Genomic DNA, 17,168 nt, shown 5'->3' with positions numbered 1-17,168 from the left:
TTCGTAAAATGTGTTAATATATGTTCTATGGAAAAATTAGCGAATCCGGGAACGGAAAAAAGAAGGTGCAGCTGGGTCACGGATGTGCTGCTGAGGGAATATCACGACAATGAATACGGCAGGCTGAAAACGGACGATTCGTCCCTGTTTGAGAAGCTGTGCCTCGAGAGCTTCCAGGCGGGGCTTTCATGGCGCACGGTGCTTGCGAAGCGTGATGCTTTCCGCGAGGTGTTCTTTGGTTTCGATATCCAAAAGTGCGCGGAGCTTGAGGACGGGCACCTTGAATCCCTGATGCTCGACCCGCGGATCATCCGCAACCGCAGGAAGATTTTTGCGGTGCGTGAAAACGCGCGCGCTACGCTGCGCGTCTGCCGCGAGCACGGCAGTTTTTTTAAATATGTTTATTCCTTCAGGAAACCGGAACCGTTGCTTTCCTCCCTCAAGGGGTATGGATATGTGTTCGTAGGCCCTACGATGGTGGAAGCCTTCATGCAGAGCATTGGAATATTAGAGGCGCACGAGCCGGGGTGCTTTTTGTATACGTCGGCGCCCGAAGGATAAAAATGATAGGTTAAGACAGGCGGGAATCTATGCCCACATCGCTGACACACAAAATTGCCGCGGACAATATCCTTGAAAGGATCGCCGATCCGCAGGCGAAAAAGATTATCACGGAAAACCTGCCTGCGTACTATTCCGGTTCGCAGGGCGGGGATATTTTCCTGCTCTATAAATTCTATTTCTTCCTATGCGGCGCGAAGATGAAAATGCTCGGCTGGGCACTGCACTATACGCGGCCCCAGCGTTTTTTCTGCGAGGGAGCGGAATATGTGAAAAAGCAGGGGAGCGATACTCTGAAAAGTTATTTTTACGGTTATATCACGCATTACTGCCTCGATATGTTCCTGCACCCGCATATCAATGCGGAAACAAAGCCGATGTCTACTCACAATACGTTGGAATGCGCGCTTGATATCCTCTACGCGAAGAGGAACGGCGTAGATGCCTATGCGTTCGACAAGCAACGGTTTGCGCGCGACACCATAGTGCCAGGGGAGGAGATCGATACTTTTTACAAAGAGATGTCTTACCTGTTTCCAGGCCTCAAGGTGGACGAGCATCCATATACCAAGGCGGCCAATTATTACGTCTACTATAACGGCCTTGTGTCGCAGCCGACGAGGGCGGACCTCGCAAAGCTGAAAATGCTGAACGTCATTTCCCAGCTGAAGCTTAAGACCATGCTGTACCGGCCGATCGGGACCTACGAGGGGCTTTACGATTACGATTTTTATTTCAGGCTGCTCGATACGGCGGTCATGTGGGCGGTGCGCCGCATTGAGCTTGTGCAAGCCTTTTTTGAAGACCGGGTGGATATCACGCGGCTTCAGAGCGAGTTTTACAATATTTCTTTCCATGGCAAGGCGATCGTACCGCAGGAGGAGCGCAAGCCTTTCAAGCGGCTCTATAAAAAAGCGCCGTTGGTTCGGGTGAAGAAACGGCCGAAAAGGGAAACGGGAATGAGAGACGCGAATTGTAAAGTGTAAAGGAGCTGCCGCCGGAAAAACCGGGGCAGCCCTTTTTTTGCCGCGTGTCCGTTTTATCCGGCATGGGGCGCCTGTATCCCGCCGTCCGGGCCGCCCGGGTACGGGGAACGAAAAACCGCCCCGGATTCAGCCGGAGCGGCGGTGCGCGTTTCTGATTTCCTGTTTTACGCCGTGCGTTTGCCGCGGCGGGTCCCCGGAGCGGTGAATTTATATTGCGCGATCATGCCCGCGATGGCAAAGACCGCGACCGGAAGGATCAGCATCCATGTCGCCGCCTGGTTGAAAACGCTGACGGAGGCGAGCACCTGTTTGTAATTTCCGAGCGTCACGGCGCTGAGTACATCCATATTGAAGAGCAGGCCGATGATGATACCAACGGTACTGACGATCGTATATCCGCCGTAGATCGCGGAAAAAATAATCACAAAATGCCTGCGGGAGGCAAGTGTAATCGCCCCGAGGACGACAAACAGGCCAAGGCCGATGAAAAACAGGGTGACGGGCTCCATCCCCGCGAAGGTGGAGGGGAACGCCTGCTTCAGCAGATCGAAGATCATCAGGCCGACCATGCCGCCCACTACGAAAATGGCGAATTTTACAAAGAAGAACGCGAGCAGAGCGAAAACGACGCCGATAATCAGGCTCACGAGCCACAGCCAGTCCGCGACCGCGGGGACGTAGGCGCCAAGGTACGTATACGAATAATATACGCCCATGAAGAAGGCGTACAAAAATAAAATTACCTTGAGGTATTTATAGCCCCAAAAACAGTACAGGATTCCCAGTACAAGCATGACAAGCAGTATAATGATGGGAATGATTCCAGCCATAGCGCTCTCCTTTACAGGATTTTCTTATCCATTATTATAGACATGGAAAACGGCAAATGCAAATCGCCTGCTTAAAAGTAATAAAAATTTAAGAGGTATGCCTGTCCTGCGCCTGTGAAAAAAATAATTATACTTTTGAAAAAAAACAGGGTGTGCTATAATACAAGTTGGTAAACAGGCGCGGGAAATCTGCGCTACGCAGGACATCCGGGGGGTAAAAAATGAGCCTGACATTTGCGGGCGGAATTCATCCGCTCCATCATTTATACGAAGGGAAAAAATTGACGGAAAAGTGCGCGATCGAGGAGATGCCCGCGGGGCATATCGTCAAAATCCCGCTTTCCCAGCATATTGGTGCGCCCGCGAAACCGATCGTAAAGACCGGAGACCGCGTGCTGATGGGTCAGAAAATCGCCGAAGCACAAGGCTTTGTCAGCGTACCGGTGCACGCAAGCGTGTCGGGCGTTGTGACGGCGATTACGGAAATTCCGGGTATAAGCGGACATCCGGTGCAGGCGGTCGTTATCGAAAACGATGGCAAGGACGAGGCGGAGTTCACCGTGCCGGAAAATTTCGAGGAATTGTCCCGGGAGCAGCTGGTTGAATGCATCCGTGACGCGGGCAACGTGGGCATGGGAGGAGCGACCTTCCCGACCCATGTGAAACTTTCACCGCCGGAAGGAAAGAATATCAATTTGCTCATTTTAAATGGGGCGGAGTGCGAACCGTTTCTCACAGCCGATTACCGGCTGATGGTCGAATGCCCGAAGCGCGTGCTGGCGGGGGTGAAAATCCTGATGCGGACGACGGGCGTGAAAAAAGCGATCATTGGAATAGAAGACAATAAGCCGGAGGCCATTGAGAAAATGGCGGCGGCGGTCGATACGCACGCGATCCGCGTAGTGCCCGTGCAGACAAAATATCCGCAGGGCTCTGAAAAGCAGCTGATTAACGCCATCACAGGCCGTGTGGTGCCCGCAGGCGGGCTGCCGATGGATGCGGGCGTGGTGGTGGTGAATATTGCATCCGCGAAAGCGATTGCGGACGCGTTTTATGTAGGGGAGCCGCTGATCCGCCGCGTCGTTACGGTTTCCGGCGCAGTCAAAGAGCCTAAAAACCTGCTCGTACGGTTTGGCGTAAGCGCGCAGGAGGTGCTTGATTACGCAGGAGGTTTTTCTTCCGAGCCTCTTAAAATCATATCCGGCGGACCGATGATGGGCCTGCCCCTGCCGACGCTTGACTGCGTCGTTACCAAAGGGTTTTCCGGCCTTCTTGTGCTGGATAAGGAATATACCAAAAAACAAAAAGAGACAAATTGTATCAGATGCGGCAAATGCGCGGAGGTATGCCCTATGCGCCTGATGCCCATGATGATCTCGGCGTCCGCACTGCACGAGGATTTTGACCGCGCGGAGGCGAACCACGCGATGGACTGCATGAGCTGCGGCTGCTGCAGTTATATTTGCCCTGCTAAAAAGCCGATTGCCCAGAACATTAAATTTGCCAAGGACATGATCGCGGCAAAGCGCATGAAGGAACGGGCGAAGCAGGCTGCGGAGGAAGCGGAACGCAAACAGGAAGAAACGCCGGAGGAAAAGGCGGAGTAGGCCGAACGTTTTCGCTTGGGTTTCTTTGTTTTTTACCGAAAAAAAGGATTTTACCAATATTTCTTTGAAAGGAAAGGCTATGCAACAAGAGTTGATTTTGTCCGGGTCGCCGCACATCAAGTCGACGCAGAGCACCACGCGCATCATGCTCGATGTTATTATCGCACTTATCCCCGCGTGTATTGCCGCCGTGTATTTCTTTGGGACCGGCTGCCTTATGACAATCGCGCTGTGCATTGGAAGCGCGGTTGGCTGCGAAGCCGCGGTGCAGTTCTTCACCAGGAAAGAAGTTACGGTCAGCGACCTGTCCGCTGTTGTGACGGGCCTGCTGCTTGCGCTCAATCTGCCGGCGGACGTGCCGTGGTACCTGCCGGTATGCGGCAGTGCATTTGCGATCATTATTGTAAAACAGTGTTTTGGAGGCCTCGGCCACAACTTCATGAATCCTGCGCTCGCAGCGCGGTGCTTCCTGCTGATCTCGTGGCCGGTTGCCATGACGACGTTCATTGCCCCGCACGCCGGGGTGGACGCGGTTGCCTCGGCGACGCCCCTCGGTATACTAAAGGAGGGCGGCAACGCCGTTCCCGGGCTGTGGGATATGTTCATCGGCAACATCGGCGGCAGCATGGGAGAGACAAGCGTTCTCGCGCTTTTAATCGGCGGGGCGTACCTGATGGTACGCCGCGTGATTTCATGGCGCATCCCGTGTGCATATCTCGGAACGGTCGCGCTGGTTACGCTCCTCTCGGGACAACCGGGAATGATCCTTTTCGAGCTCTTCGCGGGCGGCCTGATGCTCGGCGCATTTTTTATGGCGACGGATTATGTTTCCTCGCCGTCTTCGCCGAAGGCGCAGCTTGTGTTTGGCATCGGCTGCGGCGTGGTTACTATGGTTGTGCGCTTGTGGGGCGGGTATCCGGAAGGCGTGTCCTTCTCGATCCTGTTCATGAACCTTTTGACGCCTTTGCTTGATAAGGCGCTCCGTCCAAAAGTATTCGGGGAGGTGAAGAAGGTCAATGAATAAGGCAAATAATGACAGCATACTGAATCTCGTGCTTCGCCTCGTAATTATTACCGTATGTGCGGGCCTGATTCTAGGCCTTGTTTACGCCGTCACCAAGGAGCCGATCGAACAGCAGAATATTAAAAAGGCTACGGAAGCGCGCCAGGCGGTACTTCCTTCGGCGCAGGATTTCAAACAGGTCGCGCTTGACGGCATTGATTACGACCATGAAAAATACGGAGAGATACAGGAAGTATACGAGGGAACGGCGGATGGCTCGGCTGTCGGGCATACGTATTCCATCGTTACCAAGGGATATAAGGCAGGCCTTACGCTTACCGTCGGGATCGCTTCGGATGGCAGAGTAACCGGTGTGGAGATCACCGCGCACGACGAGACGCCCGGTCTTGGCGCGAACGCCACGGACCCGGAGTGGCTCGAACAATTCAAGGAAACAGACGGGCCGCTGGTGGTGGCAAAATCGCCCACCGGCGCGGTAAACGAGGTACAGGCTTTGACGGGCGCGACGATTACGAGCCGGGGCGTTGCAAGCGCGGTCAACCTTGCGCGCGAATTCGGCGAGCAATACCTCGGCGGGAAGGGAGCGTGACGGGAATGGATAAACAGGTAATGAAGGGCGTATTCTTAAACGGCGTCTTCAACGAGAACCCAACGTTCCGACTGGTCCTCGGCATGTGCCCGACCATTGCGGTCACAACTTCCGTTACCAATGCGCTCGGTATGGGCGCGGCGGTTATTTTCGTGCTGACATGCTCTAACATGCTGATTTCCCTGCTGCGGAATTTTATTCCGGACAAGGTAAGAATTCCCTGCTATGTGGTGGTGATCGCAATGTTTGTTACCGTGGTGCAGATGGTGTTGCAGGCGTTCATTCCCTCGCTTTATGAATCCCTGGGATTGTTTATCCCTCTGATCGTAGTAAACTGTATTATTCTCGCGCGGGCGGAAGCGTTCGCCGCTAAAAACAACGTGCTTCCATCCATGATGGACGGCATTGGTATCGGCGTCGGCTTTACAGCAGCGCTCGTCATGATCGCCGCTGTGCGTGAGCTTCTCGGCAATGGATCGCTGTTTGGTATTTCGGTATTTGGCGCGGATTATCCTCCGGCGCTGATGTTTATCCTTGCACCAGGCGGCTTCCTTGTGCTGGGACTGCTGCTTGCGCTCATTAATAAAATCGTGCTCCAACGCGAAAAGGCAAAGGAAAAAGGGCCGAAGGAAGAACCGGCACAGGCAGAGGAGGTGCATGAATAATGGATACCTTCATTCGCATTCTCACGATCCTCTTAAGCTCGATTCTCGTCAACAACTTCGTGCTTTCGCGTTTTCTCGGCATTTGTCCGTTCCTCGGCGTTTCCAAAAAGGTGGAAACGGCGGTGGGCATGGGCATGGCCGTTACGTTCGTTATGGCGATGGCCTCGCTCATCACCTGGCTTGTGCAGTATTACATCCTGGCGCCGCTGGGCGTGGAATATATGCAGACGATCGCGTTTATCCTCGTCATTGCAGCGCTTGTACAGCTTGTTGAGATGGTGCTGCAAAAGACGAGCCCCGGCCTGTACCAGAGCCTCGGCGTTTACCTGCCGCTGATTACGACCAACTGCGCGGTTCTCGGTGTAGCGATCCTTAACATCACGGAGCAGTACAATCTTGTGGAATCGCTGGTGAACGGCGTGGGCGGCGCGCTTGGGTTTACGCTTGCCATCGTGCTTTTTGCGGGAATCCGCGAACGGCTTGAGCTTTCCGCGATCCCCAAGCCCTTCCAGGGGTTCCCGATCGCCCTTATCACGGCGTCGCTGATGAGCGTGGCGTTTATGGGCTTCTCCGGCCTGGTATAAAAGCGAAAGCTGTATAAGGCATGTATACGCGGCCGTATATATAAGAGAGAATACCGTCCCTGCGCGTATGCGAGGTGCGGCGTATATAAGGCGTCCGCAAGGCCCGGGTGCGGCCGGCCCCGCGGGGAACAAGACGGCTGAGATTCCGGACGCGCCGGCAAAGCGGAATGCAGCCGGACCGGCAAAGCTGCAATCGCCCGGCGGCTCCATTCCTGCGGGTGGAGCGGGTAAAAAAGAGCGGATTGCGACGAAAAGAGGAAATGAGTATGTTTGAACCGATTATCTGGTCTATTGTTGTGCTGGGGGGACTCGGCGCGGTATTTGGGATCATGCTTGGCGCTGCGTCCAGGAAATTCGCGGTAAAGAAAGATGAACGGGTAGTTGCCGTGCGGGAGAACCTCCCGGGAGCAAATTGCGGCGGCTGCGGATATCCGGGCTGCGACGGCCTTGCGGACGCCCTTGTGGCAGGCAAAGCGGAGGTTTCGGCCTGTGCTGTGCTTTCGCAGGACGACGCGAAAAAAATTGGCGGGATACTCGGCATCTCCGTAGGGGAGCTGGTGCCTAAGGTCGCGCGTATCATGTGTCTTGGGAGCGAGGGCCACTGTAAAAATAAATTTGAATACGACGGCGCGCTTGACTGTCGTGCGGCTTATGCCATTGCGGGCGGCTTCAAGGCATGTAAATTTGCCTGCCTCGGGCTTGGGACGTGCGCCAAGGTATGCAAGTTCGACGCGATCACTATGGGCCCGGACGGCATTGCCTTTATCGATGAGGACAAATGCACGGGCTGCGGACGCTGCGTGGAACAATGCCCGCAGAGTTCGATCGCGGTGCTGCCAAAAAACGTGGATGTTTACGTGGGCTGCACCAATACGGGACGCGGCCGCGAGGTGATGGAAAATTGCAGCGCGGGCTGCATCGGCTGCGGGAAATGCGCAAGCCTGTGTCCGTTTGGCGCGATTACGATGGAAAATAATCTCCCGGTGATCGATCCGGAGAAATGCAGGAGCTGCTGGCTGTGCGTGGAGCAGTGTCCGCGCAAATGTATCCTGACGACAAAATCAGACCTTAAGGCAAAAATAAACCGCCAGAAATGCGTGGGATGCACCCTTTGCGCTAAGGCGTGCCCGTTCGGTGCGATCGAGGGCGAACTTAAAATGACGCATACGGTGACGGATATTTGCCGCGGCTGCGGCTTGTGTGAGGAAGCGTGCAAGCTTGGAGCCATTACCATGGTGCCGAAATCATGATCCTCGCTTCCGCTTCGCCCCGCAGGAAGGAACTACTGTCCCTGATTACCCCGGATTTTGAGGTGGTGGTATCCGGCGCGGACGAAACATGCGGCATCAGGGAGCCGCGTGAAATGGTGCGGTTCCTCGCGGAAAAGAAGGCGTGCAGCGTCGCGCGGGATTATCCGGGAGAGACGGTGATCGGCGCGGATACGGTCGTGGAGGCAGGCGGTGAGATTTTTGGAAAACCGGCGGATTTGGACGAAGCACGGCGTATGCTGGCGGCGCTTTCGGGCAAGGTGCACTTCGTACATACGGGCGTATGCGTGGTGCGCGGCGGCGAGAGCCTTTCGAGAACCTTCACAACGAAGGTGTTTTTCCGGCCGCTGAAACGGGGGGAGATCGATGCCTATCTTGCGGAGGAATCGGTGCTGGATAAGGCAGGCGCGTATGCCATACAGGGACCAGCCGCAAAGTTTGTGACGGGAATCGAAGGCTGTTTTTTCAATGTAGTGGGCCTCCCTGTTTCCGGTTTGTACGGCATGCTGGGAGAGTTGGGCGCGGTCTGATCCGAATCAGTGAAAAGAGCTACCCGAAGTGATACTTCGGGTATTTTTTGTGTTTTCGTTAAAAAACGTGTTATTCTGGGAAGGCAAACCATCTACAGGAGGATTGGATATGAACGTTTACGGTTATGCAAGGGTGTCGACAAGAGAGCAAAATGAAGACCGGCAGATGATTTCACTCATGCAGTTCCCGGTGGAACAAAAAAATATTTTTCTTGATAAACTGAGCGGCAAAGATTTTAACCGCCCGCAGTACCGGAAAATGCTCCGCAGGCTGAAACGCGAGGACCTTTTGGTGATCCATTCCATCGACCGCCTGGGACGTAATTACGAGGAAATCATTGCGCAATGGCGGATCATCACCAAAGAAAAGGGCGCGCAGGTTGTGGTGCAGGATATGCCGTTGCTCGATACACGGCAGGGGCGGGATCTTACCGGGACGCTGATCGCGGATATCGTGCTGCAGCTCCTTTCCTATGTTGCGCAGAAGGAACGGGAGAATATCCGCCAGCGCCAGGCGGAAGGAATCGCCGCCGCCAAGCTGCGCGGCGTCCGCTTTGGGCGGCCCCGAAAACCGATTCCCGGGGAATTCCCGGGCGTGTACGAGATGTGGAAGGAAAAACGTATCAGCGGCCGGGAGGCTGCGCGCAGGCTCCATGTTACGCACGCCACATTTTTTAAATGGGCGGGGAAAGCGGCGGAAATGGCCGGGAAAAGCCGGAAGCAGGGCGAAAGGACGGCCGGACCGGGCCAAGGCGGCGCGCGCAGAGAGGCGTCTGCCGTGCAATGTATTCTTGCACAGGACAGCCCCAAAATGTGCTGACGGGCCTTGAGGACAGCGGCGCACACACAATCATCATGTTTCGGAATTGTTACAAAAAGTTTACTTCGCAATATGACAAACCTCCTGTGTTTATGGTATAATTGAACAAATTATTTATTCGCGGGCAGAACGGGCCCGCAGGGGCGCGCAGGCGCGTTCAGTAAATACGAAAGGCAGACGGGTTGTGGGCATATTCAGGAACAAACCGCTGATTATAACGGTCATTATCATCATCGTTCTCGTAATCCTGTTGGTTGCGAGCAGCAGCAACGGCACCATTTCACAGAGCGCGGGGCAGGCGGGAGGAATTTTTTCTCCTGTGCAGGAGTTCTTCTATCAGGTATCGTCGGGGATCGGCGGCTTCTTTGACGGACTCGTCAATAAGGATGACCAGGAACAGAAAAACCAGGAGCTCCAGAGTGAGCTTGAGGTATTCAAAAGCAAGTCCCGCGAATATGAGGAACTGAAAAAAGAGAACGAGAGGCTTGCCGAGCTTCTTGAATATAAGCAGAGCAATACCAACCAGGAACTGAAGCTTGCGCGGATCACCGGGAAGAATCCGGGCAACTGGTTTGACGTGTTTACGATCAACCTTGGACGGGCGGACGGCGTAAAGGAGAATATGCCGGTGATTACGGCCGACGGCCTTGTGGGCCGTATCGAAGAGGTAAGCCTCAACTCTTCCAAGGTGATGGCGATCATCGACGCGCGCAGCAGCCTTTCGTCCATTATGGAGCGTACGCGTGAGCAGGCGATCGTCAAGGGCGCGATCTCGAGCAATTCCCTCGACGATTCCCTGTATATTACGTTCCTGCCTCTCGACGCCGATATTACGGAAGGCGACAAGATCATTACGTCCGGCCTTGACGGCGTTTATCCCAAGGGATTCCTGATTGGGGAGGTGGCGTCTTCTTCGGATACGGAAGCGGAAGGAAAGAATGTCAGGATCGAACCGGCGGTGGATTTCCGCCGGCTGGAAGAGGTGTTTGTAGTAACGGCGGTGGACGGCGAAGAAACGGGCACGATTTCCGCTGCCAATGAAGTGATCGGCAGCGCTGCGGTCGGCGAAACGGCGGCCCCGTCTCCGTCCGCGCAGCCTTCGGACGCAGCGCAGTCGCAGGAGTAGCGCCATGAGATATGTGGTTTTTATCCTGATGGGCGTCATTGGTACGATCTTATCGGGCACGGTTTTCAGCGCATCATTCGACCTTGCGGGCCTCGGCATACAGATCGACCTTGTATTGCTGCTTGTGCTCGCGCTTGTGCTTGTTGAAAAAAATCTTACGCCTATTATTTTTGCAGCGGCGGCGGGGCTTTTGATGGATATGATGTTTTCCACGACGCTCGGCATGTACGCGCTGTCTTACACGGTCGCTGCGGCGGCTGCAAGCATCGTGGCGCACAGGATGGAAAAATTCAATTCGCTCCATATCTTCCTGATTGGGGTGGGCGGTTATGTTGTCAAGGAGCTGGTGATGGCGCTGATTGTATTTGCGCAGGGTGCGCGCCAGTTCGATCTGGGTGCGATTTTTCTTCGGGATATGCTGCCCTCTGCCGCTTTTTGCGGGGGACTTCTTCTTTTGGCATACCTGTTGGTTTCTCTTTTATACAGGAAGGCGTGGATGCGTCCGCGTGTATCGTCCCATTTTATGGACGAGCTTTGAGTGAGGAAAGGATAGAATGTTTAAAAAGTTAAAAAACAGGTTTTTCGTCGTGATGGCGATTGTACTTGTGGCTTTTATAGCGCTCGGCACGGGACTTGGAAACCTGACGCTGACGCAGGGCGGTGAGCTTACCTCGCAGTCCGAGAGCAAAAAGATCAGGACGCTGACCCTGAAAGGGACGCGCGGGCAGATTACCGATATTACGGGAATCCCGCTCGCCTACGACCAAAGCAGCTATGATATAGAATTCCTGCGGGACCCCACCCGCAACAGCACCACGGATAAGGCATATTACACGAGCGTCCTCTCCGAAGCCATTGCCCTTATTGAGCAAGGCGGCGGCACGACAATCGATACGTTTAATATCGTGCGCAACGAGGACGGCACTTTCGGTTTTGATTTTGGCATCACGAACCCGGAGGACATTGCCAAGCGAGAAAAAAACTGGCGTAAAAACATGTATGTGTCCACAACGGCGACGGCGGACGAAATCTACCGTGACCTGCGTATTCGCTACCGCATTCCCGAGGAGTATACCTACGAACAGGCGCGCAAGCTGCTTTCAATCTGGCAGGAGGTACAGCTTTCTTCTTACCTTGCCTATGTTCCCATTACTATCAGCGAGGACGTGAATATGGATACGGTCGCGCTGATCGAGGGAAAATCGGATCATCTGGACGGGATACAGGTAGGCGAAAGTTCGATTCGCATCTATCCAAAGGACGAGGTGGCGGCGCATATCGTCGGCTATCTCGGAAAGATGACGGACGAGGAAACAATCAAGGATTACGGGGACAAGGGATATTCCCAGAACGACCTCATTGGCGCGTCTGGTATTGAAAGTACGATGGAGCAATACCTCACGGGCAATTCCTCGGAGAAACAGGGCAAGCGCGTCGTGGAGGTAAACAGCAAAGGCAAAGTAATCAACGAGCGGTCGTATACGGCGCCCACCGACGGCTACAACGTGCGCCTGACGCTTGACCTGCAGCTGCAGCAGGTGGTGGAGCAGGCGCTTGAAGACAATATAAGCTTCGTACATGGCGAACAGATCGAGGCGTACAACAGCGCGAAGCCCGACGAATATGATGAAAACGAGGATGTGCAGGCGACCCTGAAAAACCGGGAAGGGAATTCTACCCTCGAAAAAATGAATCTGGCAAAATCCGGCGCGGCGGTGGTACTCGACGTCAACACGGGCCGGGTGCTGGCCATGGCGAGCTATCCGTCTTATGACGCGAACCTATTTACGGGCGGGATTTCCACAGAGGCGATGCAGGCGCTGAACGACGATCCGGCGAGACCGCTTTTCAACAACGCCATTTCCTCCAAGGGAATTCCCGGCTCTATCTTCAAGATGGTCACAGGCATGGCAGGGCTTGCGGAAGGCGCGATCAACCTGGATACGCGCATTACCGACGAGGGACCGTACCCGCTTACCGACGACGAGCGGAAGGAAGAACAGATCACCGGGCATATCCCTGCTTGCTGGGCCTACCCGGACGGGCCGTGGCACAGCCACGCGGACCAGGATGTGGCTGAGGGACTCAAAAACAGCTGCAACTATTTCTTCTATGTCGTAGCCGACAGGATCGCACAGACAACGGGCAGTACGGACACACTTGCCCAGTGGGGCGAGAAATTCGGGCTGACTTCCTCCACCGGCATCGAGCTGACGGGCGAGGTGGTCGGGCAGGTCGGGAGCCAGAACGTGCTGTACGACCCGGCCAAGCCGATTGCCGCCACAAATTCGGAAGGCGTGGAGGTGACGGCGCAAAAAACCTCCCTGCCCCTCCTGATCCGCAACACGCTGATGAATTACCTGCGCGGCTGCGGAGACAAGCTGGGCGTGGAATATACGGACGAACAGCTCAAAAAAACAGCGGAACGCCTGATCGAAGAGGCGGGCAAAGACCTTACCAATTATGAGATTGGCGCCCAGATCAGAGACATCCTGTATGAGGAACTCCAAATATCGCAGACGTATTCAAGGAATATCGGCTGGGACAACGACGTCAACGGATATCTTTCCGAGCTGCGGTGGAACAAGCGCCAAACGATCATTACCGGTATCGGCTCGGGCACGACGGCAGTAACGCCGATCGCGGTCGCGCGGTATATTGCGGCGGTTGCAAACGGCGGGTATGTATATGAAACGCATATCGTGGACAGCATCGTCGACAACGACGGCAATGTGATCGAGCAGCAGGAGCCGGTCGTATTCAATAAGATCGAGGCGAGCGATTCTTATTTCAACGCCATCCAGGAAGGTATGACCAAGATGGTGGCAGAGCAGGCAAACTCGACTACGTCGATTTTTAACGGATGGAAGTATGAAGACCAGATCGCGGGGAAGACGGGGACCGGTACGGTTTCCAACATCGACCTTGAAAACAATGCGTGGTTCGTATCGTACGCGCCGCGCGAGAACCCGGAGATCGCGGTCGTGATCTATATCCCGAACGGCATCGGCGGCTCGCATGCGGAGCCTGCGGCAAAGGAAATTATTGAATATTACCTCGACGGGAAAACTGAGGAAACGGGCACGGCGCTCCCGTCGGAAAATACGCTGGTTCCTTAAAGGTTCCGGCCGAATGAGTATTTGCGCACGGACTGTGAATCATGTATAATGTATTGCGTGGCCGTGGGCGTGCAGCCGTGGCCTGAAGAACAAGCGGGAGGGTTTAACATGCAGGGCATCATTACGTTCAAAGGGAAAGAAAAAGGATTGGAAATCTATCTGGATGAACGATCTACTTATCCCGTTCTGCGTGAAGAACTGATGGAAAAACTGAAAAAGAACCAGGATTTTTTCAGGGACAGCGAGACAAGGGTCATCATCCGCGGCAAAAAGCTCTCGGAGGCGCAGCGCAAGGAGCTCCGGCGTGTATTTTCGATGGATTTTGGGATCCGTGACGTGATGTACGGCGACGAGGCGGACCTGATGCGCGAGGCGGAGCTTAAAATAGAAAAACCCCCGGCGGCGCATCCGGCTGCAAAAGACGAGTATATGGACGAGGTGGAGCTTGTATCCAACGCATATTTCGACGCGCAGTCGATCTTCATCAACAATACGGTGCGCAGCGGACAGCGCATCGAGTGCGAAGGCGATATCGTCGTAATCGGCGACGTCAATCCGGGCGGCGAAGTGATCGCAGGGGGGAGTATTGCGGTGTTCGGCAGGCTGCGCGGGCTTGCGCATGCGGGTTGCTCGGGCAGGAAGGACGTGTGCGTGGCTGCGGTGAATATGTGCCCCAAACAGCTCCGGCTTTCCGGCCGCGTCGTGACGTTCCCCAAGGAACGCGAGGAAGTGCATGGCGCGGAGGTCGCGGAGCTGCGGGACGGAAAGGTGGTTATCCGCCCTGTAAGCGTCAAATAAGCCGGGCCACACGAAAGTAAAGCGATTCATTCGGAAGTATTATATATGAGAGGGATTTTGATATATGGAAAACGTAATTGTGATTACATCCGGCAAGGGTGGGGTCGGTAAAACGACTTCGACGGCGAATCTTGGGACGGGCCTTGCGATGCAGGGCAAAAAGGTGGTTTTGGTGGATACCGATATCGGGCTTCGCAACCTTGACGTGGTGCTTGGCCTCGAGAACAGGATTGTGTACGACCTTGTGGACGTGGTGGAAGGCACCTGCAAATTAAAACAGGCTCTGATTAAGGATAAACGCTATGAAGGCCTGTATTTGCTGCCGGCGGCCCAGACAAGGAATAAAATGGCGGTCGCGCCCGAGCAGATGAAGGAGCTGGTCGCCGAGCTGGAGAGTGAATTCGATTACGTGCTGATCGACTGCCCGGCGGGCATCGAGCGCGGCTTCAAGAACGCGGTGGCGGGGGCAAAATCTGCGATCGTGGTCACGGTCCCGGAGGTTTCCTCCGTGCGCGACGCGGACAGGATCATCGGCCTTTTGTCGGCGAACGGCATTGACGATGTGCGGCTCCTTATCAACCGCCTGCGCCCGGACCTTGTACGCAAGGGCGATATGCTTGCGATTGACGACACGCTGGAGATTTTAGGGGTGGACCTCATTGGCGTGATCCCGGAGGATGAAATGATTTTCCGTTCCTCCAATCTTGGAGAACCGGCCGTGACGGACAACGCTTCCCTTGCGGGAGAAGCGTACCGCAATGTCACGAAGCGCATTTTGGGCGAAGACGTTCCGATGCTCGACCTCGAGCAGAAGACCGGATTCTTCGGCCGGATCAAGCGGTTCTTTTCAAAATAAGCGGGGGGATTTGACATGGGATGGTTTTTTAACAGAAAAAAGAGCAGCCAGGTCGCAAAAGACAGGCTTAAGCTCGTCCTGATTTATGACCGTGCGGGAACGACCTCGAACGACGACATGATTAATATGATTAAGAAGGATATCATGGCGGTCATCTCGAAATACGTAGAGATCGACGAGTCGGAGTTTGAGATCGATTTCAAAAACGTGCAGAATGAGGAAGAGGAAGGCGTATCTTCGCAGCTCGCGATGAATATACCCATCAAGAAGATTAAGCAGATGGTGAAGAACGCTGGGAAATGACTTTTGCATGATCCGGACGCTTGCCCCGCTTTAGGGGAAAGGCGGAGATTGTATGTGAAAACCGTGCCTGGAAGGAAACAGGCGGCATACCTGCCGCCGCGCCGGACGCGCCGCAATGCGGGGCGGCGGCCTTGCATGCACGGTTTTTGTTACAGCAGAGGAATTACGGAGCGTATATGAAGGGAAAACTGGTCAATAAAAACATGTGGAAATACGTGGACTGGTTCCTGGTCGCGATCATTGTGATCCTGGTCGGGTACAGCCTGCTTTCCATCTTAAATGCAACCGCATCCCCGTTTACGGGCGATGAGAGCACATTCTCGGAATTTATGGCGAACCTGGACCTTGGAACCGCGGGCTGGCAAATGATCTTTTTCCTGATCGGCCTTGGCTGCATGTTCCTTGTGATGCTCCTGGATTACCATACCCTTGCCCATTTTACGGAATGGATCTACTGGATTTGTATTGCGCTGCTGGTGGCGGTGCTCTTTTTCGGCAGCACACAGAAAGGTACGTCCGGCTGGTTTATGATCGGCAGCCGCGGCTTCCAGCCGGCGGAGGTATGTAAGATCCTTATCATTATTGTGCTGGCTAAAATTTTTGCCGATAAAACCGAAGGCAACGATGATGGCATTCAGACCTTCGCAGATGTGTTCCCCATGCTGTGGCGGATGCTGCTTCCCGTCGTTTTGATCGCGGTCCAGCCTGACTTCGGCACGGCGGTGGTGTATGTATTTGTTTTCATTGTGATGCTGTTTATGGCAAAGGTGAACTGGAAAGTTGTGCTCTGGCTGATACTGATCGCAGTGGCGGCCGGCCTGTTGTTTCTCCTCTATATTTCACAGGCGGAAGGCGGAGAGGGCAATTACCAGTGGACGCGCTTGCTTTCTTTTTTCAGCCCGGATGCGCAGGCTGTGCAGGACGCGGATGCGACCCTGCAGGTGGATCAGGCCAAGATGGCGATCGGTTCGGGCCAGTTCTTTGGAAAGGGGCTGTTTACGCCCGGTTCGCTTTCGCAGCTTGGCTATGTGCCGGAAAGCCATAATGACTTTATTTTCGCGGTTACGGTGGAGGCTTTCGGTTTCCTGGGAGGCATCGTGCTCATCATACTGTATTTCCTGCTGATCGGGCGCACATTCATGCTGTCCCTGCGCGCGCGCGATGATTTCGGGGCGTATATCATCATTGGCGTTGCGGCAATGATGCTCTTCCATGTAGTGGAAAACATTGGTATGAATGTCGGGATATTGCCTGTTACGGGCATCCCGCTTCCTTTCTTCTCCTATGGGGGTTCGAGCATGGTGACGAATTGCATTGCCATCGGCATGGTAATCAGCGTGGATATGCGCAGGCAGAGATGGCAGGGACAATAGGCAAGACACGCCCTTATGGCTCGATTCCGCCGAAAGGCGGGAATGCGGCCTTACGGGCTGCGGGCATGTCCTGCGGAACCCGGCTCGCTTTGTTTTCCGGGAGTTCATTGAAGAGAATGCTGCGGAGCA

Annotated in this window: 17 protein-coding genes and 1 pseudogene; 17 read left to right on the top strand and 1 reads right to left on the bottom strand. The window is 54.6% G+C overall.

From position 1 onward, the window contains the following. Positions 1–27 precede the first annotated feature (27 nt). Together B1H56_RS08455 and B1H56_RS08450 are read left to right on the top strand one after the other, a co-directional pair. Positions 28–561, top strand: a complete 534-nt coding sequence (locus B1H56_RS08455) for a DNA-3-methyladenine glycosylase I (protein ID WP_066523169.1) — start codon at positions 28–30, stop codon at positions 559–561. A gap of 29 nt (positions 562–590) precedes the next feature. Then, positions 591–1,547 (top strand): zinc dependent phospholipase C family protein, encoded by a 957-nt coding sequence (locus B1H56_RS08450; RefSeq protein WP_066523168.1) that lies wholly within the window; start codon positions 591–593, stop codon positions 1,545–1,547. A gap of 164 nt (positions 1,548–1,711) precedes the next feature. Here the strand turns inward: B1H56_RS08450 and B1H56_RS08445 are convergent, their stop codons facing one another. Beyond that, complete coding sequence (locus B1H56_RS08445; protein ID WP_066523167.1) at positions 1,712–2,377, bottom strand: TM7S3/TM198-like domain-containing protein; 666 nt, start codon at positions 2,375–2,377, stop codon at positions 1,712–1,714. Positions 2,378–2,598: 221 nt separating this feature from the next. Here B1H56_RS08445 and rsxC point away from each other — a divergent pair, with 221 nt between their 5' ends. The 15 genes and pseudogenes from rsxC to rodA all read left to right on the top strand — a co-directional run bounded on the left by rsxC (position 2,599) and on the right by rodA (position 17,039). Beyond that, complete coding sequence (gene rsxC, locus B1H56_RS08440; RefSeq protein WP_066523166.1) at positions 2,599–3,984, top strand: electron transport complex subunit RsxC; 1,386 nt, start codon at positions 2,599–2,601, stop codon at positions 3,982–3,984. Between the two features lie 79 nt (positions 3,985–4,063). Beyond that, a complete protein-coding gene (locus tag B1H56_RS08435) occupies positions 4,064–5,008 on the top strand; it encodes an RnfABCDGE type electron transport complex subunit D (protein WP_066523200.1) in 945 nt (314 codons plus the stop codon). Beyond that, positions 5,001–5,597, top strand: coding sequence for an RnfABCDGE type electron transport complex subunit G (locus B1H56_RS08430; RefSeq protein WP_066523165.1), 597 nt, complete (start codon positions 5,001–5,003; stop codon positions 5,595–5,597). Before B1H56_RS08435 ends, B1H56_RS08430 begins: the two co-directional genes overlap by 8 nt. Before the next feature lie 5 nt (positions 5,598–5,602). Further along, positions 5,603–6,262 carry an electron transport complex subunit RsxE gene (rsxE, locus tag B1H56_RS08425; RefSeq protein WP_066740147.1) on the top strand — a complete coding sequence of 220 codons (660 nt, stop codon included), beginning with the start codon at positions 5,603–5,605 and terminating at the stop codon, positions 6,260–6,262. Further along, the gene (gene rsxA / locus B1H56_RS08420; protein ID WP_066523163.1) at positions 6,262–6,846 is read left to right on the top strand and encodes an electron transport complex subunit RsxA; all 585 of its coding nucleotides are present in this window, start codon (positions 6,262–6,264) and stop codon (positions 6,844–6,846) included. The genes rsxE and rsxA overlap by 1 nt, the downstream gene beginning before the upstream one ends. Before the next feature lie 266 nt (positions 6,847–7,112). Further along, positions 7,113–8,096: a 4Fe-4S binding protein gene (locus tag B1H56_RS08410; RefSeq protein WP_066523159.1), complete on the top strand. Its 984-nt coding sequence runs from the start codon at positions 7,113–7,115 to the stop codon at positions 8,094–8,096. Beyond that, positions 8,057–8,644 carry a Maf family protein gene (locus tag B1H56_RS08405; RefSeq protein ID WP_242862161.1) on the top strand — a complete coding sequence of 196 codons (588 nt, stop codon included), beginning with the start codon at positions 8,057–8,059 and terminating at the stop codon, positions 8,642–8,644. Before B1H56_RS08410 ends, B1H56_RS08405 begins: the two co-directional genes overlap by 40 nt. Positions 8,645–8,747: 103 nt before the next feature. Then, positions 8,748–9,329 (top strand): annotated as a pseudogene (locus tag B1H56_RS08400) (recombinase family protein); the annotation flags it as partial. A gap of 319 nt (positions 9,330–9,648) precedes the next feature. After that, entirely contained in the window at positions 9,649–10,590 is a 942-nt protein-coding gene (gene mreC / locus B1H56_RS08395) for a rod shape-determining protein MreC (protein ID WP_066523154.1), read from the top strand. A 4-nt stretch (positions 10,591–10,594) separates the two neighbouring features. Beyond that, positions 10,595–11,128: a rod shape-determining protein MreD gene (gene mreD, locus B1H56_RS08390; RefSeq protein ID WP_066523152.1), complete on the top strand. Its 534-nt coding sequence runs from the start codon at positions 10,595–10,597 to the stop codon at positions 11,126–11,128. Between the two features lie 16 nt (positions 11,129–11,144). Continuing rightward, a complete protein-coding gene (locus tag B1H56_RS08385; protein ID WP_066523149.1) occupies positions 11,145–13,709 on the top strand; it encodes a penicillin-binding transpeptidase domain-containing protein in 2,565 nt (854 codons plus the stop codon). A gap of 108 nt (positions 13,710–13,817) precedes the next feature. Then, positions 13,818–14,507: a septum site-determining protein MinC gene (gene minC, locus B1H56_RS08380; protein ID WP_066523148.1), complete on the top strand. Its 690-nt coding sequence runs from the start codon at positions 13,818–13,820 to the stop codon at positions 14,505–14,507. Between the two features lie 64 nt (positions 14,508–14,571). Next, positions 14,572–15,363, top strand: coding sequence for a septum site-determining protein MinD (gene minD / locus B1H56_RS08375; RefSeq protein WP_066523146.1), 792 nt, complete (start codon positions 14,572–14,574; stop codon positions 15,361–15,363). A gap of 15 nt (positions 15,364–15,378) precedes the next feature. Next, the gene (gene minE / locus B1H56_RS08370; protein WP_066523145.1) at positions 15,379–15,666 is read left to right on the top strand and encodes a cell division topological specificity factor MinE; all 288 of its coding nucleotides are present in this window, start codon (positions 15,379–15,381) and stop codon (positions 15,664–15,666) included. A gap of 176 nt (positions 15,667–15,842) precedes the next feature. After that, positions 15,843–17,039, top strand: coding sequence for a rod shape-determining protein RodA (gene rodA, locus B1H56_RS08365; RefSeq protein WP_147554731.1), 1,197 nt, complete (start codon positions 15,843–15,845; stop codon positions 17,037–17,039). Positions 17,040–17,168: the final 129 nt, after the last annotated feature.

Origin of the sequence: Christensenella minuta, from assembly GCF_003628755.1 — a bacterium.
Classification (GTDB): Bacteria; Bacillota; Clostridia; order Christensenellales; family Christensenellaceae; genus Christensenella; species Christensenella minuta.
This window is presented reverse-complemented; position numbering and strand designations above follow the sequence as displayed.

What these genes read in the sequence shown, in the direction of transcription:
- B1H56_RS08455 (WP_066523169.1), top strand. Translation starts at nt 28, where the DNA reads ATGGAAAAATTAGCGAATCCGGGAACGGAAAAAAGAAGGTGCAGCTGG.
- B1H56_RS08450 (WP_066523168.1), top strand. Translation starts at nt 591, where the DNA reads ATGCCCACATCGCTGACACACAAAATTGCCGCGGACAATATCCTTGAA.
- B1H56_RS08445 (WP_066523167.1), bottom strand. Translation starts at nt 2,377, where the DNA reads ATGGCTGGAATCATTCCCATCATTATACTGCTTGTCATGCTTGTACTG.
- rsxC (WP_066523166.1), top strand. Translation starts at nt 2,599, where the DNA reads ATGAGCCTGACATTTGCGGGCGGAATTCATCCGCTCCATCATTTATAC.
- B1H56_RS08435 (WP_066523200.1), top strand. Translation starts at nt 4,064, where the DNA reads ATGCAACAAGAGTTGATTTTGTCCGGGTCGCCGCACATCAAGTCGACG.
- B1H56_RS08430 (WP_066523165.1), top strand. Translation starts at nt 5,001, where the DNA reads ATGAATAAGGCAAATAATGACAGCATACTGAATCTCGTGCTTCGCCTC.
- rsxE (WP_066740147.1), top strand. Translation starts at nt 5,603, where the DNA reads ATGGATAAACAGGTAATGAAGGGCGTATTCTTAAACGGCGTCTTCAAC.
- rsxA (WP_066523163.1), top strand. Translation starts at nt 6,262, where the DNA reads ATGGATACCTTCATTCGCATTCTCACGATCCTCTTAAGCTCGATTCTC.
- B1H56_RS08410 (WP_066523159.1), top strand. Translation starts at nt 7,113, where the DNA reads ATGTTTGAACCGATTATCTGGTCTATTGTTGTGCTGGGGGGACTCGGC.
- mreD (WP_066523152.1), top strand. Translation starts at nt 10,595, where the DNA reads ATGAGATATGTGGTTTTTATCCTGATGGGCGTCATTGGTACGATCTTA.
- B1H56_RS08385 (WP_066523149.1), top strand. Translation starts at nt 11,145, where the DNA reads ATGTTTAAAAAGTTAAAAAACAGGTTTTTCGTCGTGATGGCGATTGTA.
- minC (WP_066523148.1), top strand. Translation starts at nt 13,818, where the DNA reads ATGCAGGGCATCATTACGTTCAAAGGGAAAGAAAAAGGATTGGAAATC.
- minD (WP_066523146.1), top strand. Translation starts at nt 14,572, where the DNA reads ATGGAAAACGTAATTGTGATTACATCCGGCAAGGGTGGGGTCGGTAAA.
- minE (WP_066523145.1), top strand. Translation starts at nt 15,379, where the DNA reads ATGGGATGGTTTTTTAACAGAAAAAAGAGCAGCCAGGTCGCAAAAGAC.
- rodA (WP_147554731.1), top strand. Translation starts at nt 15,843, where the DNA reads ATGAAGGGAAAACTGGTCAATAAAAACATGTGGAAATACGTGGACTGG.